Source organism: Vulcaniibacterium tengchongense (genome assembly GCF_003814555.1).
Lineage (GTDB): Bacteria > Pseudomonadota > Gammaproteobacteria > Xanthomonadales > Xanthomonadaceae > Vulcaniibacterium > Vulcaniibacterium tengchongense.
This window is the reverse complement of the sequence record NZ_RKQN01000001.1, coordinates 92,524-119,411: the sequence shown is the minus strand read 5'-3', so window position 1 is coordinate 119,411 and position 26,888 is coordinate 92,524. Positions and strand designations below refer to the sequence as shown.

24 protein-coding genes are annotated in these 26,888 nt (G+C 73.1%); 10 read left to right on the top strand and 14 right to left on the bottom strand.

Annotation, left to right across the window (positions count from 1 at the left end; translation table 11 throughout):
• Positions 1 to 70 precede the first annotated feature (70 nt).
• Positions 71 to 559 carry a hotdog fold domain-containing protein gene (locus tag EDC50_RS00585; protein ID WP_199742079.1) on the top strand — a complete coding sequence of 163 codons (489 nt, stop codon included), beginning with the start codon at positions 71 to 73 and terminating at the stop codon, positions 557 to 559.
• A 240-nt stretch (positions 560 to 799) separates the two neighbouring features.
• Here the strand turns inward: EDC50_RS00585 and EDC50_RS00580 are convergent, their stop codons facing one another.
• Together EDC50_RS00580 and EDC50_RS00575 are read right to left on the bottom strand one after the other, a co-directional pair.
• On the bottom strand, positions 800 to 1,975 hold the full coding sequence (locus EDC50_RS00580) for an MFS transporter (protein WP_123768543.1): 1,176 nt from the start codon (positions 1,973 to 1,975) through the stop codon (positions 800 to 802).
• A gap of 361 nt (positions 1,976 to 2,336) precedes the next feature.
• A complete protein-coding gene (locus tag EDC50_RS00575) occupies positions 2,337 to 3,680 on the bottom strand; it encodes an NTP/NDP exchange transporter (protein ID WP_123768542.1) in 1,344 nt (447 codons plus the stop codon).
• 686 nt (positions 3,681 to 4,366) lie between these two features.
• On the opposite strand from EDC50_RS00575, the gene EDC50_RS00570 reads away from it, so the two are divergent.
• Entirely contained in the window at positions 4,367 to 5,743 is a 1,377-nt protein-coding gene (locus EDC50_RS00570) for a serine hydrolase domain-containing protein (RefSeq protein WP_123768541.1), read from the top strand.
• Between the two features lie 648 nt (positions 5,744 to 6,391).
• Here EDC50_RS00570 and EDC50_RS00565 read toward each other — a convergent pair.
• From EDC50_RS00565 to EDC50_RS00530, 8 genes are all read right to left on the bottom strand, one after another.
• Positions 6,392 to 6,793, bottom strand: coding sequence for a histidine biosynthesis protein HisIE (locus EDC50_RS00565; protein ID WP_123768540.1), 402 nt, complete (start codon positions 6,791 to 6,793; stop codon positions 6,392 to 6,394).
• Between the two features lie 374 nt (positions 6,794 to 7,167).
• Positions 7,168 to 7,869: a hypothetical protein gene (locus EDC50_RS00560; protein WP_123768539.1), complete on the bottom strand. Its 702-nt coding sequence runs from the start codon at positions 7,867 to 7,869 to the stop codon at positions 7,168 to 7,170.
• Positions 7,870 to 8,069: 200 nt separating this feature from the next.
• Complete coding sequence (gene gcvH, locus EDC50_RS00555) at positions 8,070 to 8,477, bottom strand: glycine cleavage system protein GcvH (protein ID WP_123768538.1); 408 nt, start codon at positions 8,475 to 8,477, stop codon at positions 8,070 to 8,072.
• A gap of 82 nt (positions 8,478 to 8,559) precedes the next feature.
• Positions 8,560 to 9,180: a 2-hydroxychromene-2-carboxylate isomerase gene (locus EDC50_RS00550; protein WP_123768537.1), complete on the bottom strand. Its 621-nt coding sequence runs from the start codon at positions 9,178 to 9,180 to the stop codon at positions 8,560 to 8,562.
• Between the two features lie 19 nt (positions 9,181 to 9,199).
• The gene (gcvT, locus tag EDC50_RS00545) at positions 9,200 to 10,324 is read right to left on the bottom strand and encodes a glycine cleavage system aminomethyltransferase GcvT (RefSeq protein ID WP_123768536.1); all 1,125 of its coding nucleotides are present in this window, start codon (positions 10,322 to 10,324) and stop codon (positions 9,200 to 9,202) included.
• Between the two features lie 151 nt (positions 10,325 to 10,475).
• On the bottom strand, positions 10,476 to 11,021 hold the full coding sequence (locus EDC50_RS00540; protein WP_123768535.1) for a hypothetical protein: 546 nt from the start codon (positions 11,019 to 11,021) through the stop codon (positions 10,476 to 10,478).
• Positions 11,022 to 11,034: 13 nt separating this feature from the next.
• A complete protein-coding gene (locus tag EDC50_RS00535) occupies positions 11,035 to 11,475 on the bottom strand; it encodes an NfeD family protein (RefSeq protein WP_123768534.1) in 441 nt (146 codons plus the stop codon).
• A 3-nt stretch (positions 11,476 to 11,478) separates the two neighbouring features.
• On the bottom strand, positions 11,479 to 12,429 hold the full coding sequence (locus tag EDC50_RS00530; protein WP_123768533.1) for an SPFH domain-containing protein: 951 nt from the start codon (positions 12,427 to 12,429) through the stop codon (positions 11,479 to 11,481).
• Between the two features lie 96 nt (positions 12,430 to 12,525).
• On the opposite strand from EDC50_RS00530, the gene EDC50_RS00525 reads away from it, so the two are divergent.
• From EDC50_RS00525 to EDC50_RS00515, 3 genes are read left to right on the top strand one after another with little or no spacing between them, the layout of a single operon-like run.
• Positions 12,526 to 13,167, top strand: a complete 642-nt coding sequence (locus EDC50_RS00525; RefSeq protein WP_123768532.1) for an RNA polymerase sigma factor — start codon at positions 12,526 to 12,528, stop codon at positions 13,165 to 13,167.
• Positions 13,160 to 13,960 (top strand): hypothetical protein, encoded by an 801-nt coding sequence (locus EDC50_RS00520; RefSeq protein WP_123768531.1) that lies wholly within the window; start codon positions 13,160 to 13,162, stop codon positions 13,958 to 13,960. Before EDC50_RS00525 ends, EDC50_RS00520 begins: the two co-directional genes overlap by 8 nt.
• 32 nt (positions 13,961 to 13,992) lie before the next feature.
• The gene (locus EDC50_RS00515; protein ID WP_170167576.1) at positions 13,993 to 15,120 is read left to right on the top strand and encodes a PDZ domain-containing protein; all 1,128 of its coding nucleotides are present in this window, start codon (positions 13,993 to 13,995) and stop codon (positions 15,118 to 15,120) included.
• 87 nt (positions 15,121 to 15,207) lie between these two features.
• Here the strand turns inward: EDC50_RS00515 and EDC50_RS00510 are convergent, their stop codons facing one another.
• The 4 genes from EDC50_RS00510 to EDC50_RS00495 form a co-directional block, all read right to left on the bottom strand.
• Positions 15,208 to 16,164, bottom strand: coding sequence for a DUF6607 family protein (locus tag EDC50_RS00510; protein ID WP_242003098.1), 957 nt, complete (start codon positions 16,162 to 16,164; stop codon positions 15,208 to 15,210).
• Between the two features lie 49 nt (positions 16,165 to 16,213).
• A complete protein-coding gene (locus EDC50_RS00505; RefSeq protein ID WP_123768529.1) occupies positions 16,214 to 18,484 on the bottom strand; it encodes a TonB-dependent hemoglobin/transferrin/lactoferrin family receptor in 2,271 nt (756 codons plus the stop codon).
• 144 nt (positions 18,485 to 18,628) lie between these two features.
• Entirely contained in the window at positions 18,629 to 18,838 is a 210-nt protein-coding gene (gene hemP / locus EDC50_RS00500) for a hemin uptake protein HemP (protein WP_123768528.1), read from the bottom strand.
• Positions 18,839 to 19,030: 192 nt separating this feature from the next.
• Entirely contained in the window at positions 19,031 to 19,996 is a 966-nt protein-coding gene (locus EDC50_RS00495; RefSeq protein ID WP_123768527.1) for a potassium channel beta subunit family protein, read from the bottom strand.
• 420 nt (positions 19,997 to 20,416) lie between these two features.
• On the opposite strand from EDC50_RS00495, the gene EDC50_RS00490 reads away from it, so the two are divergent.
• The 5 genes from EDC50_RS00490 (at position 20,417) to EDC50_RS00470 (ending at position 26,885) form a co-directional block, all read left to right on the top strand.
• Positions 20,417 to 21,013, top strand: a complete 597-nt coding sequence (locus EDC50_RS00490; RefSeq protein ID WP_199742142.1) for a TMEM165/GDT1 family protein — start codon at positions 20,417 to 20,419, stop codon at positions 21,011 to 21,013.
• A 54-nt stretch (positions 21,014 to 21,067) separates the two neighbouring features.
• Entirely contained in the window at positions 21,068 to 22,219 is a 1,152-nt protein-coding gene (locus tag EDC50_RS16825; protein ID WP_123768525.1) for a GGDEF domain-containing protein, read from the top strand.
• 122 nt (positions 22,220 to 22,341) lie between these two features.
• Entirely contained in the window at positions 22,342 to 23,637 is a 1,296-nt protein-coding gene (locus tag EDC50_RS00480; RefSeq protein ID WP_123768524.1) for a NupC/NupG family nucleoside CNT transporter, read from the top strand.
• Between the two features lie 3 nt (positions 23,638 to 23,640).
• Positions 23,641 to 24,606, top strand: coding sequence for a ribokinase (locus EDC50_RS00475; RefSeq protein ID WP_123768523.1), 966 nt, complete (start codon positions 23,641 to 23,643; stop codon positions 24,604 to 24,606).
• Positions 24,607 to 24,782: 176 nt separating this feature from the next.
• The gene (locus EDC50_RS00470) at positions 24,783 to 26,885 is read left to right on the top strand and encodes a TonB-dependent receptor (RefSeq protein ID WP_123768522.1); all 2,103 of its coding nucleotides are present in this window, start codon (positions 24,783 to 24,785) and stop codon (positions 26,883 to 26,885) included.
• The last annotated feature ends 3 nt before the right edge of the window (positions 26,886 to 26,888 follow it).

The following is a 26,888-nucleotide window of genomic DNA, read 5'->3' as shown; positions in this document are numbered from 1 at the left end:
CGGAGGAACGGATGAAGAGGGACGAGCGGGAGCTTTCCGCTCGTCCCCTGGTTCCCGGAGCCTGGCGATCATGGCCGACGTGCTCGCGCTGTACCGACGGATGAGCCGCTGGCCCGGCGGGCGCTGGCTGTTCTCGCGCGCGGTGTGCCTGAAGGCGCCCTACTTCGCGACGATCGCGCCGCGCTTCGTCGCGCTGGAACCGGGGCGATGCGAAGTGCGCATCCGCGACCGGCGGCGCGTGCGCAACCACATCGGCACCGTGCACGCGATCGCGCTGTGCAACCTGGCCGAGCTCGCCGCCGGGGTGATGACCGACGCCAGCCTGCCCGCGACGATGCGCTGGATCCCGAGAGGCATGGCCGTCGAATACCTGAAGAAGGCGGTGGGCGCCCAGCATGCGGTGGCCGAGCCCGAAGCGCCGGTCGTCGAAGCCGCGTCCGGCTACGAACTGCCGGTCGCGGTGACGGTGACCGACCCGGGCGGCGAGGCCGTGTTCCGCGCCCGCATCGCGATGTGGGTCTCGCCCAAGCGCGAAGCCCGGGGGGCCAGGAAGGGGTGAGAGGAACGAGGGAAAGCCATCCGTCCCCGGTTCCTCCCGATTCGTTCCCCGGAACGGGCTCGTAGCCCGGGTTCCCGCCGTCGTGGACCAGGCGCAGGGACTTCATGGCGCTTCTCCGCGTGGCGGGGCCGACGGCCCCGCCGGAATAGGCGTCCTCGCGGAGGCCGGATCGGCATCCCGGCGCCCGCGGCCGCGGCATAGCGCGCAGGCCGTCGTGGGGCCCGGACGCAGGCGGTGCGCTCAGGCCGCGCGGCCGTCCGCCTGCGGCCGCGCGGCGCGGACCGGGGCCAGCGCCAGGACCGCCGCGAGCGCCATCGCGGCGGCGACGATCGCCGCCGCGGCGTAGCCGACGCCGACCACGCCCACGGCGTCGATCACCCGGCCGCCCGCGACCGCGCCCAGGGCGATGCCGAGGTTGGCGCCGGAGATGTTCAGCGACGCGGCGAACGCGGGGGCTTCCGGCGCCGACTTCATCACCCGCACGTGGCTGACGATGAACAACGCCGACTGGGTCACGCCCCACAGCGCCAGCACCGCGGCCAGCGCCGGGAGCGAGCCGATCGCCGGCGCCGTCGCCAACAGGGCGAAGGCCAGCGGCGCGCCGAACAGCAGGGTCGCCCCGAGCGGCCGCCGGTCGACCAGGCGGCCGCCCAGCGCGTTGCCGATCAGGCCTACCGCGCCGAAGCCCATCAGCGTCCATCCGACCGTGCCGCCGTCGAAGCCGGCGCCGCGCTCGAGCAGGTCGGCCAGGTAGGTGTAGGCGGTGAACATGCCGGTGAACAGCAGGATCGACAGCAGCACGTGGCCGAGCACCCGCGCCTCGCGCAGCACGCGCAACTGCCCGCGCAGCGGCGCCGGCGCCTGGCGCGGGCGCACGTCCGGCAGGAACGCCTGCAGCAGCGCGGCCTTGCCCAGGGACATCGCCGCCAATGCGGTGAAGGCCGCACGCCAGCCGAACGCGTCGGCGAGCAGCGTGCCGATCGGCACGCCGAGCACGGTCGCGCAGATCACGCCGAAGGAGATCACCGAGATCGCGCGACCGGCGCGCGCCTCCCCGGCGAGGTCGACCGCGGTCTCGCTGGCCAGCGCCCAGAACACCGGCACCCCGAGCGCCGGCAACAGCCGCGCCAGCGCCATCACGCCGATGTTCGGGGCGAGCGCCGCGAGCGCGTTGGCCGCGGCGAACGCCAGCAGCACGGCCACGAACAGCCGCTTGCGCTCGAAGCGGGAGAAGTACGCGGTGAGGAAGGGCCCGCTCGCGGCGATGGTCAGGCCGAACAACGTGACCAGCAGGCCCGCGGCGGACACGCTCACGCCCAGGTCGCGCGCCAGCGGCGGCAGCAGCCCGACCAGGATGAATTCGGTGGTCAGCACGGTGAAACCGGCAGCGGACAGCAAAAGCAACGAGAGAGGCATGCCTGTCGACCTCGCGAAAACAGAGCCGCCGCGACGCCGGCGCGCCGCGGAACGCAGTGGAAGGAAGCAGCGGCCGAAGCCGCACGGCGAGCAAATCTAGGGAAGGCGGCGTGCGGCGATAAGGCGCAACGATGTGGGCTCAGCGTTCCCGCCGCCGCATCGATCGCGGCAGGGCCGCAACCGCGCCGCTTGCGTGCGCGCGCGCCGATTCGGGAAGGTCCATCCCTGGGCGCGATCTAGTCCGCGCACGCGGGTCGTGGCAGATTGCGGCGCGATGCCATGCTTCGGCCGCGTGCCCGGCTTCCGTGCGCCGCCGGCGGTTCCCGGATTGGGAGAGCCGTCCGGCTCTCCCGCGGCGGCGTCAGTCGGCGCCGCGTTCGGCCGGCAGCGTCCGTTCCTCGCGCAGCAACCGCCAGGCGCCGAAGGTCAGGCTGGCGGCGAGCAGCACGCCGGCGCCGAACACCGCCTTCGAGCCGAGGCCCGACAGCAGCTTGTGCAGCCAGACGAAGGTCAGGTCGCCGCCGCGGTAGATCACCGTGTCGATGGCGGCGCCGGCCTTGTAGCGCCACTCGCGCCCGACGCGGGTGTAGATCGTCTCGCGCGCCGGCTTGGCCAGCGAGAACTCGCTGGAGCGGGTGACCACCTGGACGACGGCGACGATCGCCGGCAACGGCGAGGCGGCCAGCGCCGCGTAGCCGAGCAGGATCGCGAAGCCCGGAATCAGCAGCGCGGGGGCGATGCCGAAGCGCGACAGCAGCCAGCGGGTGACGAACAGCTGCACGACCAGGGTCAGCGCGTTCACCGCCAGATCGAGCGTCGCGTAATAGGCGGTGCGCGCCTCCGGGTCGGGGTAGAACCGGCGCGCGATCGCGGCCTGCTCGTTGTACAGCAGGGTGCCGACCCCGACGCCCAGCAGCACCAGCACCGCGAGCCAGCGCAGCAGCGGCTCCCGGGCGATCAGCTTCAGGCCGGCCAGCACCTCGCCGCCCATCGGCACCTCGCCGCTGGCGAGCCGGCGCTCGCGCTCGCGCAGCACCGCCCAGGCGCGCAGGCGCAGGATGCAGACCATGCACACGCCGAGGAAGCCGGCCGAGACCAGCATCAGCTGGGCGATGCCGACCCGCTCGACCAGGCTGCGGGTCAGGATCGGGCCGAGGAAGGCGCCGACGGTGCCCGCCGCGCCGATGTAGCCGTAATAGGCGCGGGCCTCGGCGTTGCCGTAGACGTCGGCCATGAAGCTCCAGAACACCGCCACCGCGAACAGGTTGAACACGGTGATCCAGAGGAAGAACGCCATGCCCCGACCCGGCACGCCGCTGTCGAACAGCACGTAGAACAGCAGCAGGGTGGCGATGAAGAAGCCGTAGATGACCGGCAGGAACACCCGCCGCGGATAGCGGCTGACCAATGCCCCGTAGACCGGCTGCAGCAGCACCATGATCAGGAAGGTGCAGGTGAACAGCACCTGCAGGGTGAACTCCTGCAGCGGCAGGCCGCGCGCGGCGAAGAACGCGATCATCCCGGGCGGAAACACCGCCTCGACGTCGTGGGAGGCGCCCATCGCCTCGCGCACCGGGCGCAGCACGTAGTAGCCGCTGAGCAGGCAGAAGAAGTACAGGAACGACCACCACAGCGCCGGCGATTCCGACAGCGCGGCGCGGAAGCGGAGATGCCAGGGAAGGCGGGGATCTGCGGCGGCGCTCATCGCGGTTTTCCTGGTGCCGGCGTGGCGACGGTCGCGCGCACCCGTGCCGCCGATCCGTTCGGCGCCGCAGTATACGTCGCGACCGTGGCCCGCCGCCGCACGGTTCGCTCGAGGACCGCGCGGCTGCAGTCTTCGGCCGGCGGCCGCCGCGTATGCGCGAATGCCCCGCGCGTTCGAACGCACGCGTCGGTTCGGGCGCGGCCGCGCCACCGGCGCTGGAGTTCGTGGCGGATCGCAGGCGCGCGATCTTCGCGGCCGGGGACGGCGGCTTCGGCGGCGGTGGGCGGTGGCAGCCGGCCCGCCCTGTGCTCCCGGCGCGCCGGCTTTCACGCGGTTCCGAGGCGGGCCGATCCATTCTCGGCGCGACGACCGGAAAGCGCGCCCGCTCGGCGGCGGGGCTCGAGCCCGGCTCGGGCGACGATCGGCGGACGCGCGCGGATCGCTCCGCGGACGTTGCGCGGCAACGGACCGATGGAGCCCTACGAGGCCTGCGTCGGCGCCGCATCGTCCGGCCGACGCGGAGATCGCGCATGGCAACGCAGCGCGGCAGGCGTGCGGCCCGGGTTCTGCGACCGCGGCAACAATTCCAAGCAAATCATCAAGCTGAACGAGATATCTGCCCAAATTCTTGAATTCGGCGCTAGAATCGGCCCGTTCTCTGCATCTCTTGCAAGGCGCTGCGACCTATGAAACCGGACGCGAAGCGGCGGTCACGCATTGTCTCCCGTTTGAGCGCCATCGCGTTCCTGCTGCCCATGACGCTCGGCACCACCGCGCAGACCTCGCTGCGCGGGACCCCGTCGCAGCACGCCGCGCCGGGGTCGCACGCCGACGTCGTCGCGCCGGCCGCGCCCGCGCGCCCGCCGGCGCCGCCGCTGCCGGGCAGCTTCGACGTCCGCCAGTTCGAGGCGATGGCGCAGGCGCTGGTCGCCGAGCAGCGCGTGCCCGGCCTGGCGATGGCGATCGTCCACAACGGCCGCGTGCTCAGCGCGCGCGGCTACGGAGTCACCGACGTCAGCGCGGGGCAGCCGGTGGACGCCCACACCGTGTTCCGCCTGGCCTCGCTGTCGAAGAGCTTCGCCGGCACCCTCACCGGGCTGCTGGTCAACGACGGCAGCCTGCGCTGGGACAGCAAGCTCAGCCAGTATCTGCCGAACTTCCGCCTCAGCGACCCGGACGCGGCGCGCCGCCTCACGGTCGCCGACGTGCTCAGCCACCGCGTCGGCCTGACCCACAACGCGTTCGACCGCGACCTGGAGCAATACGTCGACTACCGCACGCTGACCCAGAAGATGGCCTACGCGCCGCTGCGGTGCCTGCCCGGCACCTGCTACGGCTACCAGAACGTCGCCTTCAGCCTGATCGGCGACGTGGTGTTCGCCGCCACCGGCGACTTCTACGCCGAGGAAGTCCAGCGCCGGCTGCTCAAGCCGCTCGGCATGAACGACGCCAGCCTCGGCCTGGAAGGCATCCAGGCCAGTCCGAGCTGGGCGCGGCCGCACGTGCGCGGGCGCGGCGGCTGGGTCTCGGTGATGCCGAAGGCGACCTACTACCAGGTGCTGCCGGCGGCCGGGGTCAACGCCAGCGCCAGCGACATGGCGCAGTGGCTGATCGCGCATACCGGCCACCGCCCCGACGTGCTGCCGGCGCCGCTGCTGGCGACCCTGCACCAGCCGCTGGTCGACACGCCGAGCGAGATCCGCGGTTCCTCCTGGCGCCGCCAGCGGCTGCAGTCGGCCGGCTATGCGCTGGGCTGGCGCGTGTACGACTACGCCGGGCACCGGCTGGTCTTCCACGGCGGCGCGGTGCAGGGCTACCGCGGGATGATCGCGATGCTGCCGGACCTGGACTTCGGCGTCGCCCTGATGTGGAACAGCGAGAGCGCGTTGCCGTCCGGGCTGCTGCCGACGATGCTCGACCGCGCGCTCGGCCTGCCGGCGCAGCGCTGGCTGGACGAGGAGTTCGAGAGCCCGACCTACTTCGTCGAGGCGTCGCAGTCCAAGCCCACTGCACCTGCCGCCCCCGGCAGCGCCGCCTCGGCGTCGACCGCCGCGCCCAACTGAGCGCGTCCCGGGCGCTCCGTCGCGCCGGCGAACCTCCGCATCACGCCCGCGCGATGCGCGTCCGCACGCTCGCGCCCGCGTCGTCGCGCTTGCAGGCGAACGCGGAAGCGGATGCTGCGGGCCTCGCGTTGCGCGCCGGCCGGGTTCGCGGCGTTCGCCGGCGCGGCCGCCCCCGCTCCCTGGCCGCTCCGCCGCTCGGCGCGTCCGGGAATCGGCCGCAGCGCCACGCGCGCGGGCGGTCTTCGCCCCGGCCGTGCCTGCCGACGGCCCGCGCCGACGCGGGCCCCGACGCCGTGGCCGGCGCTGGCCAAACCGGGTGCGGGTGCACGGCGGCCCGCCGGCGCTGACCCGCGACCGGGCTCGCGGCCGAGAGGGTCGCGCATCCAGGTTCGACGAGGCGCGGGATGGCGGGCCGCGATCCACGCGTCGCAAGCTGTTCGCGATGGCCCCGCCTGCCCGGCGGCGGTCGACGCAGGCCGCACCGCATGCAACGCCCACCGCAGGGCCAGCCGGCCTTGCGCCCGGCACCGGACGCTCTCGCTTCACGCGCCTGCCCGGCGGCTGCGGACGGCGCAGGCCCATAAAAAAAACTCTCCCCCCGCCTGGGCCGCGGGGAGAGAGTCGGATTACGGCTAATCGGGGTCGTTATTAGATCATCGGCGCCGGGGTGGCCGGCATCGTGGTCACGGCCGGCTTCTTGGCGGCCTTCTTGCGGGCGGCCGGCTTCTTGGCGGAGGCCTTCTTCGCGGTCTTCTTGGCGGCCTTCTTCGCGCCGCTCTTCTTGGCCGCCTTCTTCGCGGTCTTCTTGGTGGCCGCCTTCTTCGCGGTCTTCTTGGTGGCCGCCTTCTTCGCGGTCTTCTTGGTCGCCTTCTTGGCGGTCTTCTTCGCCGGGCGACGCGCGGTCTTCTTCGCCGCCTTCTTCGCGGTCTTCTTGGCCGCGGCCTTCTTCGCGGTCTTCTTGGTCGCCTTCTTGGCGGCCGACTTCTTGGCTACCTTCTTCGTCGCCTTCTTGGCGGCGGGCTTCTTCTTCGCAGCTTTCTTAACGGCCATGGTATGGCTCCTCGTCAGTGGTTGATCAGCGATCGATCAGGGTTGTTGCAGGTATAGAGCCCAGTGCGAACAGGGCCGCGGGAGTCGGACCCGCGAGCAGCCGCCGGCGCGCCAGGCGCACCGGAACGGATGGGGACGGCCCGCGGCGAAGCGGGCACGGCGCGTCGGCCGGCGGCGACGGGATCGGACCGGACGAGGCGGAATGAAAAAGGCGACGACGTCGGAAGCGACGTCGGGGCGGAGCGCGTTTTCGCGGGGGAAACGAATCCTGCGTCCACCGTTACGACTGCCAGGGCGGAGGTCCGTGTTGTGCCGCGAGTTGTCGCGTTGGTCGTACTCACTCGCTTCCGCAGGAAACGTCTGCTGGGCGAAACCTAATCACGGTTTTTTCGACTGTCAACAACCGTGCGCCGATTTCCTTGCCGCGGCGGCGGCGCACCGGCACCGGTCTTCGCCCCGCGCGCGCCGCGTCGACGCGCGCGCGCATCGCCCCGCGCGCATCGGCCGGAAATCAGCGCGTGAAAAAAAACCGCTTGTTTTTGGCCGTTTCCGTCGCGCGCGCAGCGGCGCGGCGACGCATGGCGCGGCCGCGAACGGCGGCATCGAATGCGCCTTCGGACGCTCCGCAACGGCGGCTGACGGATCGCGCGAAGCGATCGCCGAAGGCGCCGCCTTTCGCGTCGCACAAGCCGGTTTGCGCGAAAACTGCGCGAACTTCTCCGCCCGGTCGCCCGACCGGAAACGCGTCGAGCGAGCGCGTCGGCGTCGGTCGGTTCGCCGCCCTTCGCGGCGCGCGCGCCGCCGCAGAGATCGACGCGGCGCGCCCATTGCGGCGTCGCTCGCGCGGCATTGCCTTCGACGTCGGCATCGACGTGCTCTTCACGCCGATCGACGAGACAGGCCGCCGGCGCGTGGGCGGCCCGAACGACGTCCGCCGCCGCGCCGCTCCGCACCGGTGGAATTCCCTCGCAAACCGGCGGGTTTCGCGCACCCGCAATACCGGTGCCGCCTTCGGCCGGCGCCAGGACGCGGTCGCGCGGGGAGCCGGCGTGCCTGCGGTCGGACGCGACGCGCATGCCCGTTCCGGCCGATCGCCACGACCGCGTCGGCCAGCGGCGCGTTCCGGTCGGGCGCGCCGGCCGTTCGGCGCGATCGCGCAAGCGCCGCCCGCGCCTCCCTCGTTCCCGCCGGCGTGCCGGCCGCACAAAAAAACACCGGCCGCGCGAGGCGGCCGGTCGTGTGCACAGCGGCCGGCGGCGGGCCGGCGCGGAGGGGATCAGTGGTCCTCGTCCTCGAGCAGCTCCGCGTAATCGTCCGGATCGAGCAGCTCGTCGAGCTGTTCCTTGAACTGGTCGGCGTCGTCGATCTGCAGGGTGAACAGCCAGCCTTCGCCGTAGGCGTCCTCGTTGATCGTCTCCGGCTTGTCCGCCAGTGCCGAGTTCACCGCCAGCACCGTTCCCGACACCGGCGCGTACACGTCGGATGCGGCCTTCACCGATTCGACCGTGGCGCAGGCGTTGCCCGCCTCGATCCTCTGCCCGACCTCCGGCAGTTCGACGTAGACCAGGTCGCCGAGCTGCTCCTGGGCATGGTCGGAGATGCCGACGGTGACCTTACCGTCGCCATCGACGCGGACCCACTCGTGGGACTTGAGGAATTTCAGATCGCCGGGGATTTCTTGCATGGCTGGCCTCGAAACGGTGCGGGGGCGGCAGGAACGGCGCCTAGTGTAAGCGGCGGCGGCGGCGCTTGCGAACGCCGCGCGTCTATTGCGCGGCGCGGTACGGCGCGCGGCCGCTGCGCAGCGCGGCGTGCAGCATGTCGATCCGGTCCTGGCCCCAGAACGGTTCGCCCTCGAGCACGTACCCGGGCAGGCCCGGCAGGTCGGCGGCGATCGCCCGCTCGGTGTTGCCGCGGTAGATCGCCTCGATCGCGTCGGTTCGCGCCGCGGCCAGCACCGCCTCCGCGTCGGCGCCCTGTGCGGCGAGCAGGCGCGCCAGCTCGGCCGGGTCGGCCAGGTCGCGATCCTCCGCCCACAGCGCGCGGAACGCCGCGTCCATGTAGCCGGCCGGGTCGGCGCCGGCCTCTGCCAGCGCGATCGCGCAGCGGTCGGCCAGGGCGATGTCGACCGGATAGAACTTCGGCGCCAGGTTCAGCGGCAGGCCGCGCCACTCGCGCCAGCGCTGCAGTTCCACCAGGCGATAGCGCTGCCGCGCCGGCGCGCGCTTGGCCAGCGGCAGGCCGCCGTTGGCGTCGAACAGCTCGAAGATCCTCACCGGCCGGTAGACGAGCCGCGCGCCGGTCTCGCGCGCGACGTCGAGCACGGCGGCATGGCCCAGGTAGGAGTACGGCGAGATCAGGCTGAAGTAGTAGTCGACGGTTTTCATGGCGAGGCGCCGCTCCCGCTCAAACGAGCACGCCGTCCTGCGCCCGGCCTTCGCGCACGAACGGGAACTTCACCACCCGCACCGGCATCTCCTTGCCGCGGATGTCGACGCGCACGCCGCCGCCGGCGCCGAACGCGAGCTCCCCGGCCGGCACCCGCGCCAGCGCGATCGCCTTGCCCAGGGTCGGCGAGAAGGTACCCGAGAGGATCTCGCCCTCGCCGTGCGGGGTCAGCACCTTCTGGCCATGGCGCAGCACGCCCTTCTCGTCCATCACCAGCCCGATCGTCTGCCGCGGCACGCCCTCGGCCTGCTGCTTCTCGAGCGCGGCGCGGCCGACGAAGTCGCGGCCGGCGTCGAGGGCGACGGTCCAGCCGAGCGCCGCCTCGTATGGGGTGACGGTCTCGTCCATGTCCTGGCCGTAGAGGTTCATGCCGGCCTCCAGGCGCAGCGTGTCGCGCGCGCCGAGGCCGCAGGGCTTCACGCCCGCCGCCAGCAGCGCGTTCCAGAACGCCACCGCCGCCGGCTCCGGCACCATCACCTCGAAGCCGTCCTCGCCGGTGTAGCCGGTGCGGGCGACGAACACCGTCGCGCCGTCGGCGGTGCGCGCCTCGGTGGCGGCGAAGCGGCCGAGCTTGCCGATGCGCTCGCGCTCGGCCGGATCGAGCAGGCCGATCGTCTTGGCGCGCGCGTTCGGCCCCTGCACCGCGACCATCGCGTAGTCCGGGCGCTCGCGGACCTCGACGCCGAAACCCTGCGCCTGGCCGCCGATCCACTCCAGGTCCTTGTCGCGGGTGGCGGCGTTGACCACCAGGCGGAAGAAGGCTTCGTCGAGGTAGTAGACGATCAGGTCGTCGATCACCCCGCCGTGGGCGTTGAGCATGCAGGTGTACAGCGCCTTGCCCGGCGCCTTGAGCTTGTCCACCGAGTTGGCCACCAGCATCCGCAGGAACTCGCGCACGCGCGCGCCGTGCAGGTCGACCACGGTCATGTGGCTGACGTCGAACATGCCGGCGTCGCCGCGCACCTGGTGGTGCTCCTCGATCTGCGAGCCGTAGTGGATCGGCATGTCCCAGCCGCCGAAGTCGACCATCTTGGCGCCGAGCGCGCGGTGGGTGTCGTTGAGGATGGTCTTCTTCTGGGTCATGTCGCGGCCGCGATGCTGGGAATGAGCCGGCGATTATCCCACGGCGCGGCGGGCGCCACCGGCGCGGCCTCCGCGCTGCGCGGCAAGCGCGCGCGGAGCCCGCGAGGCCGGGAACGTTCCTGCCGCGTCGCGCGGTCGGGCGCGTGCGGGCTCAGCCGTCGTAGCCGTGGCCCTCGTTGACGCAGCGCACGCCCGCGGGCGGGATCTCGCGCAGGCGCTCGCGGGCGAAGTCGAATTCCCAGGCGCGGTACACGGGCTCGTACCACTCGCCCTCGCCTTCCGCATCGACCCAGGCGAGCAGCGCCGGAGCGTCGCGGCCGTCGCGCAGGCAGCCGTGGAAGGCGAGCATGCGCCCGGGCGGCTGCGTCGGGCGTTCGAGCACGTCGAGCACGCGCCACTGGGTCTGGTTGCCTTCGTGGCCGATCGCCTTGAGCACCAGCACGTGGCTGAGCCGCGGCCAGTCCGGCCCGTGCGCGGAGAACGCGTAGGCGCAGATCGCCGAGGCCGCCGGATCGGCGCTCGCGCCCGCCGGCGCGGAGAAGCAACTGCCGCCCAGGTCCGGCAGCTCCGGCGGAAACGGCGGCACGGTGCGGCCGATCAGCGCCTCGGCCTTGGGCGGCGCGGCACCGGCGAACGCGGTCGGGCAGAACGCCGCCGCGATCGCCGCCAACACCGCCGCCGCTCCGCGTCCGCCCATCCGCTCGCCTCCGTCAACGCGCCGCTTCGACCCGCAGAACCATACCCTCGACCGCGACCACCCGCACCGCGGCGCCGGCCGGCAATTCCGGCCCGGTCACGTCCCAGTAGGCGTCGGCGATCTGCACCCGGCCGCGGCCGTCGACGATCGCCCGCTCCAGCGGCACCACCCGCCCGACCAGCGCCTCGGCGCGGCGGTTGAGCAATGGCCGATCGGTCTGCCGCCCGCGGCCGCGGAACCAGGTGCGGTAGACCTGGATCGAGACGAAGCTCAGCGCCACGAACGCGGCCACCTGGGCCAGAATCGACAGGCCGGGAAACAGCAGCACCAGCGCGAACACCGCGGCCGCGGCGAAGCCGAGCCAGAGCATGAACGCGCCCGGCGCCAGCGCCTCGGCGGCGAACAGCAGCAGCGCGACCGCCGCCCAGGCGACCGATTCCCAGCTCCACTGCATGGCTCAGCCCCCGCGCGGCGCCGGCGGCGCGGCGCGCCCGCCCTGCTGCCGTTCCAGCGCGTCCCTGGCCAGCTCGGCGATGCCGGCGAGCGAGCCGATCACCCCGGCCGACTCCATCGGCATCATCACGAACTTCTGGTTCGGCGCCTCGGCCAGGGCCTTGAACGCCTCGATGTACTTCTGCGCGACGAAGTAGTTGATCGCCTGCACGTTGCCCGAGGCGATCGCCTCGGATACCAGCTGGGTCGCCTTGGCCTCGGCCTCGGCCAGGCGCTCGCGCGCCTCGGCCTCGCGGAACGCCGCCTCGCGCTTGCCCTCGGCCTCGAGGATCGCCGCCTGCTTCTCGCCCTCCGCGCGCAGGATTTCCGACTGGCGATGCCCCTCGGCCTCGAGGATGTTGGCGCGCTTCTCGCGCTCGGCCTTCATCTGCCGCGCCATCGAATCGACCAGGTCGCGCGGCGGCTGGATGTCCTTCAGCTCGATGCGGTTGACCTTCACGCCCCACGGATGCGTGGCCTGGTCCACCGCGGTCAGCACCTTGGCGTTGATCTCGTCGCGCTTGGACAGCGACTCGTCCAGGTCCATCGAGCCGATCGCGGTGCGGATGTTGGTCATCACCAGGTTGAGGATCGCGATCTCCAGCTGCGCGACCTCGTAGGCGGCCTTGGCCGCGTCCAGCACCTGGAAGTAGACCACGCCGTCCACCTTGACCACGGCGTTGTCCTTGGTGATGACGTCCTGGCTGGGCACGTCCATCACCTGCTCCATCATGTTGATCTTGCGGCCGACGGCCTGGTAGACCGGCACCAGGAAATGCAGCCCCGGGCCCATGGTGTGGGTGTACTTGCCGAAGCGCTCGACCGTCCATTCGTAGCCCTGCGGCACCATCCGCACCGCCTTGAACAGGATGATCACCGCCGCGGCCAGCAGCACGATAGCCAGAATCGATTCCATGGATGTCCCTCCCTGTCGTTGGCGCGAGTATAGGCCGAAGGCGGACGCGGCCGGCGCTGCGACGGTCCGGCCCGCTGCCGCATCCAGATCATCGACATGCCGCCGTCACCGCGCCCCGACCCGACGCCCGAGCCGCCCCTGCCCGCCCCGGCGGAGGCCGCCGCGGCGGTGCGTTCGAGCTTCGCGATCGACGTCCCCGAGGCGCTGCTGGCGCGCGCCCGCGCCGGCGAGGCGGCGGCGTTCGAGCAGATCTACCGGCGTTTCGAGCGGCCGGTGTTCACCCTGGCGCTGCGCCTGCTCGGCGGCGCGCGCGACGAGGCCGCCGACGTGCTGCAGGACACCATGCTCAAGGTGCTGGCCAAGATCGGCGACTACCGCGGCGGCGAGGGCGGCGGACCGTTCTGGGGCTGGCTGCGGCAGATCGCGATCAACGAGGCGCTGATGCGCCTGCGCAGCCGGCGCCGGCACGAACACGAGCTGCCGCTGGACGAGGACTTCGCCGCGGCCGACGCCGGGCCCCTGCCGGCCGCGGCCGCGGATGCCGCGGCGCTGGCGCGCGCGCTGGCGCAGCTGCCGGCGGCCACCCGCAGCGTGCTCTGGCTGTACCACGCCGAGGGCTACACCCACGAGGAGATCGCCGCGCTGATGCAGCGCACCCCGAGCTTCTCCAAATCCCAGCTGGCGCGCGGCGGCCGCCGCCTGCGCCGGCTGCTCGAGCCGGAGACGGCCCATGCCTGACCTGACCCCCCGACACGATCCGCCTGAGGGCTGGCGCGAGGCCTTCGCCGCGCTGCCGCTGGAAGCGCCGCCGGCCGACCGCTGGCCGCAGGTGGCGCGCGCGCTGCAGGCGCGGGCGGCCACGGCGCGGCGCCGGCGCCCCCTGCTGTGGCTGGCCGCCGCGGCGACGGTCGCCTGCGCGGCGCTGCTGCCGTTGCGGCTGCAACGCCAGGCGCCGCCCGCGGGCGAGGACGCCGCGCCGGTGGCGGCGGTCCCGCGCGCGGCGCCCGACGCCGCTTCGGCCGCGTCGTCGCGCCAGCCGCCGGCGGCGCTCGCGCCGGGCCGCGCCGCGGCGCCTGTCCCCGTGCGCGCCGACGCCGCAACGGAGCGACTCGCCGCGGTGCCCGCGGCGCGGAGCGCGCCGGGCGGGGACGCCGGCACGGAGATGCCCGGGCCGGCCGCCGCCGCCTCCGCCGGCGAACGCGCAGTGGCGGCCGCCGCGCCCGGGAACGCCGACGCGGGAGCGCTGCGCGAGCTGCAGGCCGAATCGGCGCGGCTGGAGGCGCTGATCGCCCTCGCCCGCGACGAACGCGTGATGTCCGCCCGCGACGCTGCGCTCAGCGACGCGCTGGGCGCGCGCGTCGGCGCGATCGACGCGGCCCTGTCGCAGCCCCGGCTGGATGCGCAGGCGCGCGACGCGCTGTGGCGCCAGCGCGTGTCGGCGCTGCGCGAACTGGCCGCGATCGAGACCACCCAACGCTGGCTGGCCGCACGCGGCGAGCGCTACGACGGCGCCCTGGTCGCCGTCGACTGATGTCCCCCCCTTGCCCCCAGGTGACGACCGCCATGACGTTCCGCTCGCTCAAACCCGCTCTCCTCGCCGCCACCGTCGGCCTGCTGCTGGCCGGTGCCGCCGACGTCCACGCCGCCCAGGACGACGCGGCCAAGCGCCGCGAACTGGACGCCGCGCGCGCCGAGCTCGACCGCGCCGCCAAGCGCGTGGCCGAGCTGTCGCGCGAGCTCGGCGTGGCGGGCGCGCCCGACCTGGTGATCGAACGCCGGTTCCAGCCGCGTCCGGTGCTCGGCGTGGTGCTGGCGCCGGACCCCGCCGGCGGCGTGCGCATCGCCGCGGTCACGCCCGATGGCGGCGCGGCCAAGGCCGGCCTGCGCAGCGGCGACCGCGTGACCGCGATCGCCGGCAGGACGCTCACCGAAGCCGATCCGGTCGCGCGGGTCGAGCAGGCGCGCGCGCTGCTCAAGGACCTGAAGCCCGACCGGCCGGTCGCGCTGAGCTACCAGCGCGACGGGCGCGCGGCCCGGGTCGAAGTCAAACCGCAGATCGGCGAACGCGCGCTGGTGATCCGCGATGGCCGGCCGGCGCCGCGCCCACGCGGCCACGTCCACGTGATCGGCACGCCCGACGGCAGCCTCGACATCAGCGGCGATGCCTTCGAGCTCGCGCCGCTGGTCGATCCGCAGGTGCGCGAGGAGCTGCGCCGCCTGGCCCCGGCGCTGGCCTGCTCCGGCGACGGCTGCCGGCTGCCGGCACTGACCGATGCGCTGCGCTGGAACGGCCTCAACCTGGCCGCGGTGGACGCGCAGCTCGGCCGCTACTTCGGCACCGACCGCGGGGTGCTGGTGCTCAGCACCGGGCCCGACCTGAAAGGGCTGCAGGCGGGCGACGTGATCCGCAAGATCGACGGCGAGCCGGTGAGCTCGCCGCGCGAGGCGATGGCCCGGTTGCGCGCCAAGCCGGCCGAGAGCCAGGTGACCGTCGACTATCTGCGCGACCGCAAGCCCGCGAGCGCGCGCCTCACCGTGCCCAAGGGCCGGCCGCTGCTGCTGCCGCCGGCGCCGCCCGCGCCACCGGCACCGCCCGCGCCGCCGGCCGCCGCGCCGGAGCCGCCCAATCCTCCCGCGCCGCCGGCACCGCCCCAGGCGCCGCCCGGCGACGGCGTGGCGATTTCGATCTGAGGCCGCGCAGGTCCGGGGCGCGCTCGGCGCCTCGCCGGCGCCGCAGCGGACCGCCGCGGGCCCTCCGGCCGGTGGAGTCCAGCCCGCTCAGCGCCCGCCCGCCGCCGGCGCCGGCGCGCGCTCGACCCACTGGGCGAACACCGCGTCGACCTTCGCCTCGTCGGCGCGGCCGCCCTTCTCCAGCGCCCCGGCCTGCTCGAACAGCGGCACGATCATCGCCATGCCGTCGACCTTGGTCTTCAGGCGCAGGCCCGGCGGCCGCTCCAGGTACGCGGCCCAGCGCGCGCGGATCCCGGCCCAGTAGTCGCGGGTGGCCTCCCAATAGCGGTAGGCCGGGGCGAAGTCGACGTCCCGCGTCCTGCGGTAGTCGTTGAAGCCGAACTCGCGCGCCAGCTCCACCTGCGCGCCGTCCGGCTTGCGCAGCACCTTGGTGTTGAACTGCTCGTGGGTCCAGCCGTCCGGGGTGATGGTGTGGCGATTGACCGCGCGGATCGCGTTGTAGTCGTCGCGCTTGGTGTACTCGCGCCGCGGCAGCGGGCGCCAGCTCGGATCGCTGGTCCAGGTGGCGATGCCGTTGTCGTAGGTCCATCGGCCGGTGCCGCAGTAGCGCGGCGCGTCGCTGACCTCGTACACGCATTGCGTCCACGCGCCGCGGGTCTGCTCCGCCGGGAGCGGGCGCACGCGCCAGGTCTGGTCCTCGGCGAACTCGAACCGGCTCGGCGCCTCGTAGGTCCAGTCCTGGCGCCAGTGCTTGGTCACGTGGCCGCTCTCCGGGTCCACCAGGATGTGCTGCAGCACGATCCGGGCCGGCCCGTCCTCCACCACGATCACCGTCTCGTCGCCGCCGCTGCGCTGCGCCGGACGGCGCTCGTAGCCGGGTTGCAGCAGCACGGTCTCGTCGAAGGCGAAGTCGACCGCGTACTCGCCGCGCATGGCGAGGATCGAGGCGCGGTCGCGCGCGAGGTCGGCGGCCGGTTCGGCGGCGAAGGCCGGCAGGCCGGCGGCGGCGAGGGACAGGAGCAGGATCGGCGGGCTCGGGTTCATGGCGGGCTCTGGATGGACGTTCGGAAAGGAGGTCGGCGGCGGCGCGCGCTCACCAGTTCAGCGCCACGCTGACGCCGAAGGTGCGGCCGGGGCTGGTGTAGCGGTCGAGCACGGCGCTCGTGGCCGGCACGCCGCTCGGCACGTCGCCGGCGTCCCAGTACTTGCGGTCGCCGAGGTTGAACACGCCGGCGTCGACGGTCGCGCCCGGCGCGAAGTTCCAGTGCGCGAGCAGGTCGAGCACGCCGTAGCCCGGAATCTCGAACTGCCCGGACGCGGGCAGCTCGTCCTGGCGCGCGGCGAAGCGGCCGACCAGCTCCACGCCCCAGGCGTCGCGGTCGTAGGCCAGGCCGAGCGTCGCGCGCAACGGGTCGATCGACGCCAGCGGCGCGCCGGTGTCGCGGTTCTCGCCCTTCGACCAGGCCGCGGCGGCGCGCAGCGACCAGCCGTCCAGCGCCGGCGCCAGCCGGCCGAGCTCGACGCCGCCGCGCGCCTCGACGCCGTGGATCTCGGCGTTCTGGACGTTCTGCGACTGGAACACCATCAGCCCGCGCTGGTCGACGCCGACCAGCCGCTGCGATTCGATGAAGTCGTCGTAGCGGTTGTAGTAGGCGGAGGCCTCCGCGTGCGCCGCGTCGCCGGCGAAGCGGACGCCGAGCTCGACCCCGTCGCTGGTTTCCGGCTTCAGGTCCGGGTTCGGGATCGCGGTGTAGCCGAACTGCAGGTTGGTGAAGCCGAGATTGACGTCGTTGTACGGCGGCGCGCGGAAGCCGCGCTGGTAGCCGCCGAACAGCGACCAGTCCGGCGCGAAATGCCATACCGCGCCGAGCTTCGGCGAGACCCGGGTCTCGCGCAGCGGCGTCACCGCCACGCCCGGGTTGTCGGTGGCGAAGACCGGGTCGAGCTCGGGTTCGAGCTCGTAGCGGTCCACGCGCAGGCCCGGCACCAGCCGGAACGCGCCGCCGGCGAAGGCGATCTCGTCCTGCAGGTACAGCGCCGCCTGGGTGGTCTCGCTCACCGGGAAGTCGCGCACCGGGAAGGTGTCGGGCAGGATCGTGCTGCTGACCGCGCCGGTGGCCAGGTTGACGGCGCGGCCGTCGCGCTTCTGCCGGGTCTCGGTGCGGGTCAGCTCCAGGCCGTAGGTGAAGGCGTGCTCGACCGCGCTTGCCTGCAAGGTCTTGTGCGCCACCGCCTCCAGGCCGTACAGGCGCTGGTCGAAGTTGAACTCGCGCTCGCGCAGGGTCGGGTTGAGCTCGCGGCCGCCGGCCAGGGTGACGCGGCGCTCGCGGGTGCGCTGGGTGGTCTCGCTGTCCTGGCGATACACCTGCCACCGCAGCGCGCCGGCCAGGGCGGCGTCGAGCGCATCCAGCTCGTGCGCGAACGCCACCCGCGCGCGGGTCTGGTGATCGTCGCCGGTCTGCGCGAGCACCCGCGCGCTCGGCGGCGCGCCCGCGGCCATGGACACATCGCCCAGGGCGCTGAGCACGTCGGTGTCGACGCTGTCCTCGGTGCCCTCCACGGTGAGCTTGAAGCGCTGGTCCGCGTCCGGCGCGAACACCAGTTTGCCGAGCAGGCCGCGGCCGTCGCTCTCCTGCGGGTTGGGCGCGGTGCGCGCCGCGCCGGCGCTGCGGTTCCCGCCCCGGTTCTCGCGCTCCCGCCCCTGGCGGTGGCTCACCGCGACCAGGCCCGACCAGCGTTCGCCGCCGAACGCCGCGGTGGCGCCGGCGAACAGGCCGTCGTTCTCGCCCAGGTATCCGGCCTTCAGGCCGAAGTGGGCGTCCTTGCCCGGCGCCAGATAGTCCGACGGGTCCTTGGTGACGAAGGCGACCACGCCGCCGAGCGCATCGGAGCCGTACAGCGCGCTGCTCGGCCCGCGCACCACCTCCACCGCCTTGAGCGTGTCCAGGTCGACGAAGTTGCGGTTGGCGTTCGAGAAGCTGCCGATCGCGAACGCGTCGGAAACGGCGATGCCGTCGGTCTCGATGCGCACGCGGTTGCCGCCGAGCCCGCGGATGCGGATGTCGCCCAGGCCGAAGCGGCCGACGCCGGACGTGACGGTGATGCCGGGCTCGTAGCGGAACAGCTGGCGCAGATCCTGGGCGAGCTCGCGATCCATCCGTGCGCGGTCGATCGCGGTGACCACCGCGGGCACGTCGGCGAGCGCGCGCTCGGTGCGGGTGGCGGTGACGACGATGCGGTCGAACTCGCTGACGCCGGCGGCGGCCACGGTCGAAGCGGCGGAGGCGTCGCCCTCATCGGCGACGGCGGCGACCGGCAGGGCCAGCGCCAAGGCAACGGCAAGAACGGTGGGAACGGGAGGCATGCACGGACTCGGACGAAAGAAGGGCCGAGGCGGGCTGGCAGCCGTTCGGGACGGCGGGCTTGCGGGCCTGGAGAGAGGAGAACGCAGACGCGTGCGCCCGCCGGCGCGGCGCCCGGCGCAACGCGGGATGCAGCGCGGCGCGCGCTACTTGGTCAGGATCAGCTTGTCGTTGCGGGTGTGGCGCAGGCGGTAGATCTCGCCGCCGTGGCGGATCAGCACTTCGCGGCTGCCGCGCAGCAGCGCCTCGCTGTCGACGCAGGCGCCCGGCGCAGCGGCGGCGGAAGACAGGGCGATCGGGAGCACGGGGCGTTCGGCGCGCGGCTTCAGGTGCAACGTCGGGGTGCGCAGGGACATGGTCGTGGCTCGCTCGAGGGATCGCCAGTGATGATAATCATTCTCATTTGTGAGTCAACCGGGCTCACCTGCGCGCGGCGGTGGCCTTCCGCCGGGCGCACCGCTCTCCGGTCGCAGCGCCGGGTCCGTCCGCGCCGTCCGGGAACCGCCGCAGCGGCACGACCGCCCGCTGCGCGATGCGGGCCGCGGCGCTCAGCCGAGCGCCGCCTCGACCCGCTGCCATTCGCCCTCGCCCAGGCGTTCGGCCAGCTCCAATGCCTGCAGGTTCTGCAGCAACTGCTCGGGCCGGCTGGCGCCGAGGATCACGCTCGACACATGCGGGTTGCGCAGGCACCAGGCGATCGCCAGCGGCGCCGGGGCCGCGTCCAGTTCCTGCGCGACCGCGACGAAGCGGCGCGCGCGCTCGACCCGCTGCTGCTCGCCGAGCACGTTGCGCGCCAGCCACTGCAGCTGTTCCTGGCCGAGCCTGCTCTGCTCCGGCACGCCGGCGTTGTACTTGCCGGTGAGCAAGCCGGACGCCAGCGGCGACCACACCGTCGTGCCCATGCCGAACTCGGCGTACAGCGGCGCGTACTCGAGCTCGACGCGCTCGCGATGCAGCAGGTTGTATTGCGGCTGCTCCATGCTCGGCGCGTGCAGATGCGCGGCGCGGGCGACCTTGTGCGCCTCGCGGATCAGCGCCGCCGGCCATTCCGAGGTGCCCCAGTACAGCACCTTGCCCTGGCGCACCAGGGCGTCCATCGCCCACACGGTTTCCTCGACCGGCGTGTCCGGGTCCGGCCGGTGGCAGAAGTACAGGTCGAGGTAGTCCACCCGCAGGCGCTTCAGCGCGGCGTGGCAGGCGTCGGTCACGTGTTTGCGCGACAGCCCGCGCTGGGTCGGGCGCGGGCTCTCGGCGGCGCCGAAGAACACCTTGCTCGACACGCAGAAGCCGTCGCGCGGCAGGCGCAGGTCGGCGATCACGTCGCCCATCACCCGCTCGGCCTCGCCGTTGGCGTAGCCCTCGGCGTTATCGAAGAAGTTGATGCCGTGGTCCCAGGCCGCGGCGACCAGTTCGCGCGCGGTGGAGCGGCCGATCTGGGCGCCGAAGGTCAGCCAGGCGCCGAAGGACAGGGCGGACAGTTGCAGGCCGGAGGAACCGAGGCGGCGGTATTGCATGGCGGGGCTCCGTGGAGGTGGGGACATCGGCAGCGGACGAATTCGCGTCATTCCTGCCAATCCCGCGAAGGCGGGGAATCCGGCGGCTTCCGCGGCGACGGCCAAGGCCGACTGCGCCTTTGCGGGGACGACGGCAGGACGGCGGAAGCGCCGCACCCATTCCAGTGTAAGCCGCGTGCGGTTCACGCCGCGGGACGCTACAATGCGCGCACTTCCTCCTCCGGGGAGTAGCCCGCCCGGCGCGCAGCGCGTACCGGGCCTCTGCGTCAACACACTTGGCCGGCAGGCCATGGCGCAGGAACGGCCGCCGCATCGTCGACGCGCCGCGGGCAAGACCGAAGGCAGGCGTCGCGCGCAACCCGGGCCGGGCCGCGCGGCGTTTGCCTTCGCCTCGCGCGAATGCCCGGCCCCGGAGTCGCCATGGAGCCGTTCCCCTTTTCCGCCGCGCTGGTCTCGACCGGCACCGTCGCGCTCGCCGAGATCGGCGACAAGACCCAGCTGCTGGCGCTGCTGCTGGCCGCGCGCTTCCGCCGGCCGTTGCCGATCGTCGCCGGCATCCTCCTCGCCACCCTGCTGAATCACGCCCTGGCCGGTTGGCTCGGCGCCTGGGTCGCGCATTGGCTGCGCCCGGAAGCGCTGCGCTGGATCGTCGCCGCCAGCTTCCTCGCGGTGGCGCTGTGGACCCTGAAGCCGGACAAGCTCGACGCGGACGAGGCGCTGGCCGGGCGCGCGGCCGGGCACGGCGCCTGGCATGCGTTCGCGGCCACGACGGTGGCGTTCTTCCTGGCCGAGATCGGCGACAAGACCCAGGTCGCGACCGTGCTGCTCGCCGCCCGGCTCGCGCCGCTGTGGGAGGTGGTGGTCGGCACCACGGTGGGCATGCTGCTGGCGAACGTGCCGATCGTGCTGCTCGGCAGCCGGCTTGCCGAACGCCTGCCGCTGAAGGCGGCGCGCCTGGCCGCGGCAGCGCTGTTCCTCGCCCTGGCGCTGTGGGTGGCCTGGCGCGGGCTGGGCTGAGCCGCGCGTCCGCGCGCGCTATGCTCGACCGGCGTGGACGGGGACCGGCCAGGAGTGCGGGGACGCTGGCTGCGCGCCGCGGCGCGTTCGGCGCTGGACGTGGCGCGCGCGCTGCTGGCGCGCCCGGACGAAGTGATGCTGGAGACCGGCGCCGGCGGCGAGCTGGTGGTGGCGCGGCTGCGCCAGGTGCTGGCCGCGCTGCTGCTGGCCTTGCCGCTGGTGAACGCGCTGGGCGGCGGCGGCGTGCAGGAGACCATGATCGGCCTCGGCGGCGCGGTGTTCGTCAACGCCTTCGCCCTGCTCTGGCTGGCGCTGGCGCGGCGCAAGCGCCAGTTCCGCTGGCTGCCGTACGCGACCTCGGCCTTCGACGTCGGCGCCACCACGCTGGTGCTGATCGTACTGGCGCTGTACCACGTACCGGCCGGGCTCAATAGCCTGATCGTCTGGTGCGGCTACGTGCTCGCGATCCTGCTGACCGCGCTGCGCAGCGACGGCCGCGTGACCCTGTTCGCGGGCGCGCTGGCGATCGTCCAGTACGGGCTGCTGGTGCTGGCCGTGTTCGCGCTGGTGCCGTCGCCGGAGCGGCTGCTGTCGGCCGACTATGGCGCCGTCACCCCGGCCGGCCAGGGCCAGCGCCTGCTGTTGCTGGCGATGGTCACGCTGATCGTGGCGATGGTGGTGTACCGCATGCAGCGGCTGATCGAACTGTCCGGCACCGACGGCCTCACCCGGCTGCCGAACCGGGCCTGGCTGCAGTACCGCGCCCCGCGCCTGTTCGACAGCGTGCGCCGCGAGGGCGACAGCCTCACCGTGGCGCTGATCGACCTGGACCACTTCAAGCGCATCAACGACCGTCACGGCCACCACGCCGGCGACCGCGCACTGCGCCACGCGGCGTCCGTACTGCGCGAACTGGCGGAGCCCGGCGAATGGCCGGTGCGCCTGCACGGCGCCGAGTTCGTGCTGCTGCTGCGCAAGCCGCTGGGCACGGCCTGGGAGCGCGTCGATGCGATCCGGCGCGCGGTCGGCGAGCGCCCGTTCGAGCCCGAACGCGGCGCGGACCCGTGGCCGCTGAGCTTCAGCGCCGGCCTGGCCAGCTACCCGCACGACGGCGACGACCTGCCGCGCCTGTTGCGCCGCGCCGGCGACCGCCTGCAGCATGCCAAGCTCCACGGCCGCAACCGGGTGGTCGCGCGCGACGCCTGAGCTCCGCGGCGCCGGCTTGCCCCGCCCGCGCGCGTAAACTAGCCTGCGCCGCGGGCGGCGATGCCGCCGCGAAACTGAACGACATTTCCGTGGCCGCTGCGCCGGTCGCTGGGGGGAACTGAGTGGAAGCGATTGCCCGGGTGGCCTTCGGCCTGTTCGGACTGGCGGTGCTGATCGGCATCGCCTGGCTGTTTTCCAACAACAAGCGCCGCGTGGACTGGAAGCTGGTGGCCACCGGCGTGGTCCTGCAGGTCGCCTTCGCCGCGCTGGTGCTGCTGGTGCCGGGCGGCAAGGACGTGTTCGACGCGATCGGCCGCGGCTTCGTGCGCGTGCTCGGGTTCGTCGACGAAGGCTCGAAGTTCATCTTCGGCAACCTGATGGACACCTCGACCTACGGCTTCATCTTCGCGTTCCAGGTGCTGCCGACGATCATCTTCTTCGCCGCGCTGATGGGCGTGCTCTACCACCTCGGCGTGATGCAGGCGGTGGTGCGCGGCATGGCCTGGGTGATCACCAAGGTGATGCGGGTGTCCGGCGCCGAGACCACCAGCGTCTGCGCCAGCGTGTTCATCGGCCAGACCGAGGCGCCGCTGACGGTGCGGCCGTACATCCCGAAGATGACCGAGTCGGAGCTGATCACGATGATGATCGGCGGCATGGCCCACATCGCCGGCGGCGTGCTCGCCGCCTACGTGGGCATGCTCGGCGGCGGTGATCCCGCGCAGCAGGCGTTCTACGCCAAGCACCTGCTGGCGGCCTCGATCATGGCCGCGCCGGCCACGCTGGTGATCGCCAAGGTGCTGGTGCCCGAGACCGGCGAGCCGCTGACCCGCGGCACGGTCAAGATGGAGGTGGAGAAGACCACCGCCAACGTGATCGACGCCGCCGCCGCCGGCGCCGGCGACGGCCTGCGCCTGGCGCTGAACATCGGCGCGATGCTGCTCGCCTTCATCGCCCTGATCGCGCTGATCAACTGGCCGCTGACCTGGCTGGGCGAAGCCACCGGCCTGGCCGCGGCCCTCGGCAAGCCGACCAGCCTGTCGACGATCTTCGGCTACCTGCTCGCGCCGATCGCCTGGGTGATCGGCACGCCGTGGCAGGACGCGACCGTGGTCGGCAGCCTGATCGGGCAGAAGGTGGTGATCAACGAGTTCGTCGCGTACCTGCAGCTGGCCGACATCGTCAACGGCAAGGTGCCGGGCGTCGCCCTCACCGAGCAGGGCAGGCTGATCGCGACCTACGCGTTGTGCGGCTTCGCCAACTTCAGTTCGATCGCGATCCAGATCGGCGGCATCGGCGGGCTGGCGCCCGACCGGCGCCAGGACCTGGCGCGCTTCGGCCTGCGCGCGGTGCTCGGCGGCTCGATCGCGACCTTCATGACCGCGACCATCGCCGGCGTGCTCACTTCGTTCGCCTGAGCCATGGGCCGGGTCGTCGTCGTCGGATCCTTCAACGTCGACCACGTCTGGCGCGTGGCCGAGCTGCCGCGGCCGGGCGAGACGCTGAGCGGCGAATACCGCACCGGTCCCGGCGGCAAGGGCTTCAACCAGGCCACTGCCGCGGCCCGCGCGGGCGCCGCGACCGCGTTCGTCTGCGCGCTCGGCGAGGACGCCGGGGGACAGCTCGCCCGCGCCCTGGCGACGGCGGACGGCATCGACCTGCGCGACCTGCCCGGCCGCGCGCCGACCGGCACCGCCGGGATCTACGTCGGCGGCGACGGCCGCAACAGCATCGTGATCGGCCCCGGCGCGAACGCCGAGCTGTCGCCCGCCTTCGTCGAAGGCCAGGGCGATGCGGTCGCCGCCGCGGGCGCGGTGCTGGCGCAACTGGAGTCGCCCGTCGCCGCGGTGGAAACGGCGTTCCGCCTCGCCCGCGCCGCCGGCGCCACGACCCTGCTCAACCCGGCGCCGGCCGACGCCCTCGCGCCCGCGTCGCTGCTGGCGCTGGCCGACATCGTCACCCCGAACGAGAGCGAGTTCGCCGCGCAGCTGCGGCGCCATGCCGGCGAAGCGGTGGCCGCCGAGGCGCTGGGGCAGCTGGACGACGACGCGCTGCATGCGCACTGCCGCCGCCTGCTGCCGCACGGCACCGTCGTGGTCACGCTCGGCGCGCAGGGATGCTTCGTGTCCCATGCCGGCGTCTGCCTGCGCGGCGACGCGCACGCGCGCTACCGGGTGCCGGCCGCACCGGTGCGCGCGGTCGACACCACCGGCGCCGGCGACGCCTTCAACGGCGCGCTCGCCGCATCGCTCGCGTTGCGGCCGCATGCCGCGTTCGTCGAGCACGTGCGCTACGCCAACCGTTATGCCGGTCTTTCGACCGAACGCCCCGGCGCCGCGGCGGCGATGCCGCGCGACGCCGAGGTGCGGGCGCGCTTCGGCGGCTGAGGCCCACGCTCGCGCTCGTCGGCGCCGGGATCGGCGGCACTTCCACCGTTCGCGCGGGACGCGCCGCGCTTCCGCCGATGCGGCGACGGGCCTGCGCCGCGGCCGGCATGCGGCCGCTTCCTCTTGAGAATGGTTCGCATTAACATGGCCGGCCGACTTTCCGCCCGGAATCCGCAATGCCGCGCCGCACCCTGCTCGCCAGCGCCCTGCTGGCCGCCTCCGCCCTGCCCGTCCACGCCGACGAGGCCACCGACCTCGACCGCGTCACCGTCTCGGCGAGCACCAGCCGGATCCCGGATTCCGAAGCCGCCCTGCCGAACACCATCACCCTCATCGACCGGGTCCAGCTCGAGCAGCAGCTCGCCCTGACCCAGGACCTGTCGCAGGTGCTGGCCAACCTGATCCCGGCGTTCGCGCCGTCGCGGCAGAAGCTGTCGAGCGCCGGCGAATCGGTGCGCGGCCGCCAGCCGCTGTACATGATCGACGGCGTGCCGCAGTCGACGCCGCTGCGCGACGGCTCGCGCGACGCCCACACCATCGACCCGGCGATGGTCGAACGCATCGAGGTGATCCACGGCGCCAACGCGCTGCAGGGCCTGGGCGCGTCCGGCGGCATCATCAACATCATCACCAAGCGCGCGCCGAAGGGCGACGGCCGTTTCAACGAAGTGGCCGTCGGCGCCAGCAGCGCACTGCCGCGCCGCGACGACGGCGCCGGCTACCGCGGTTCCTGGCTGTACGGTGTCAAGCAGGGCGCGTTCGATTTCGTCGGCGGCGCGTCGTACGCGAAGGAGGGCCTGTACTACGACGGCGAAGGCCGGCCGATCGCGGTCAGCAACGTCCAGGGCGACCTGATGGACTCGGCCGCGAGCAACCTGTTCGCCAAGGCCGGCTGGACGTTCGACGAGCGCCGCCGCCTGCAGCTCACCGCCAGCCGCTACGAGCTCGAGGGCGACGGCGACTATACCGCGGTGTTCGGCGACAAGGACGCTGGCCTCCCGGCGACCTCGATCGAGGGCCGGCCGTCGCTGGCGCCGCCGCGCAACCTCTCGACCACGCTGTCGCTGGACTACACCGACAAGGCGCTGGCGGGCGGGTTCCTGCAGGCGCAGCTGTACTGGGCCGACTTCGAGGGCCGCTACGGTTCCAGCCGCTGGACCGACTTCTGGGGCCCGGGCACCGGCGTGTGGGACGACCAGTCGCAGAACGTGTCGGAGAAGCTCGGCGGCAAGTTCACCTGGTCGCGCGGCGACATCGCCGGCCTGCCGCTGCGCCTCACCCTGGGACTGGACGTGCAGCGCGACGAGACCTACCAGGAGCTGCTGGTCAGCGGCCTAAACTGGGTGCCGGTCACCACCTACACCTCGTACTCGCCGCTGCTGCAGGCCGAATACCGCGTCGGCCCGGTCCTGCTCACCGGCGGCCTGCGCTACGAGCGCGGCGAGCTGGAGGTCGACGACTACACCACGCTGCCGACCTACGGCAGCCGGTCCGTCGAAGGCGGCAAGCCGACCACCGAGGAGACCCTGCCCAACTTCGGCGCGGTCTGGGACGTCACCGGCAGCCTCAAGCTGTACGCCTCCTATTCGGAGGGCTACACCGTCGCCGACATCGGCCGGGTGCTGCGCGCGATCAACCGCCCGGGCCAGCGGGTCGACAACCTGGTGGACCTGCAGCCGGTGGTGGCCGACAACCGCGAGATCGGCCTGGACTACGACGACGGCCGCTGGAACGCGCACCTGGCCGCGTACTGGTCGGATTCGGACCTGGGCTCGGTGCTGGTCTACGATCCGGCCACCGACAGCTACAACGTCAGCCGGCAGAAGACCGAGATCGACGGCATCGAGGCGAACGTCGCCCTGCGCGTCACCGAAGCGGCGCGGATCGGCGTGGCCTACGCGCAGACCGACGGCCGCTACGACACCAACGCCGACGGCCGCGTCGACAGCGACCTGCAGGGCAACAACATCAGCCCGGACCGCGCGATCGCGTTCTGGGAGCAGCGCTGGAGCGACGCCGTCTCGACCCGGCTGCAGGCCAGCCGCGCCTTCGGCCGCACGTTCCGTAGCCGCACCGGCGGCGACGTCCGTTTCGACGGCTACACCACCGTCGACCTGCAGGCGTCCGTCGCGCTGCCCGTGGGCCGCCTGAACCTCGGCATCGAGAACCTGCTCGACGAGCAGTACATCACCTACTACTCGCAGACGGTGGGCGCGGACGACGATTACTTCTCCGGCCGCGGCCGCGTGCTGAGCGCCAGCTGGTCGCACCGGTTCTGAGCC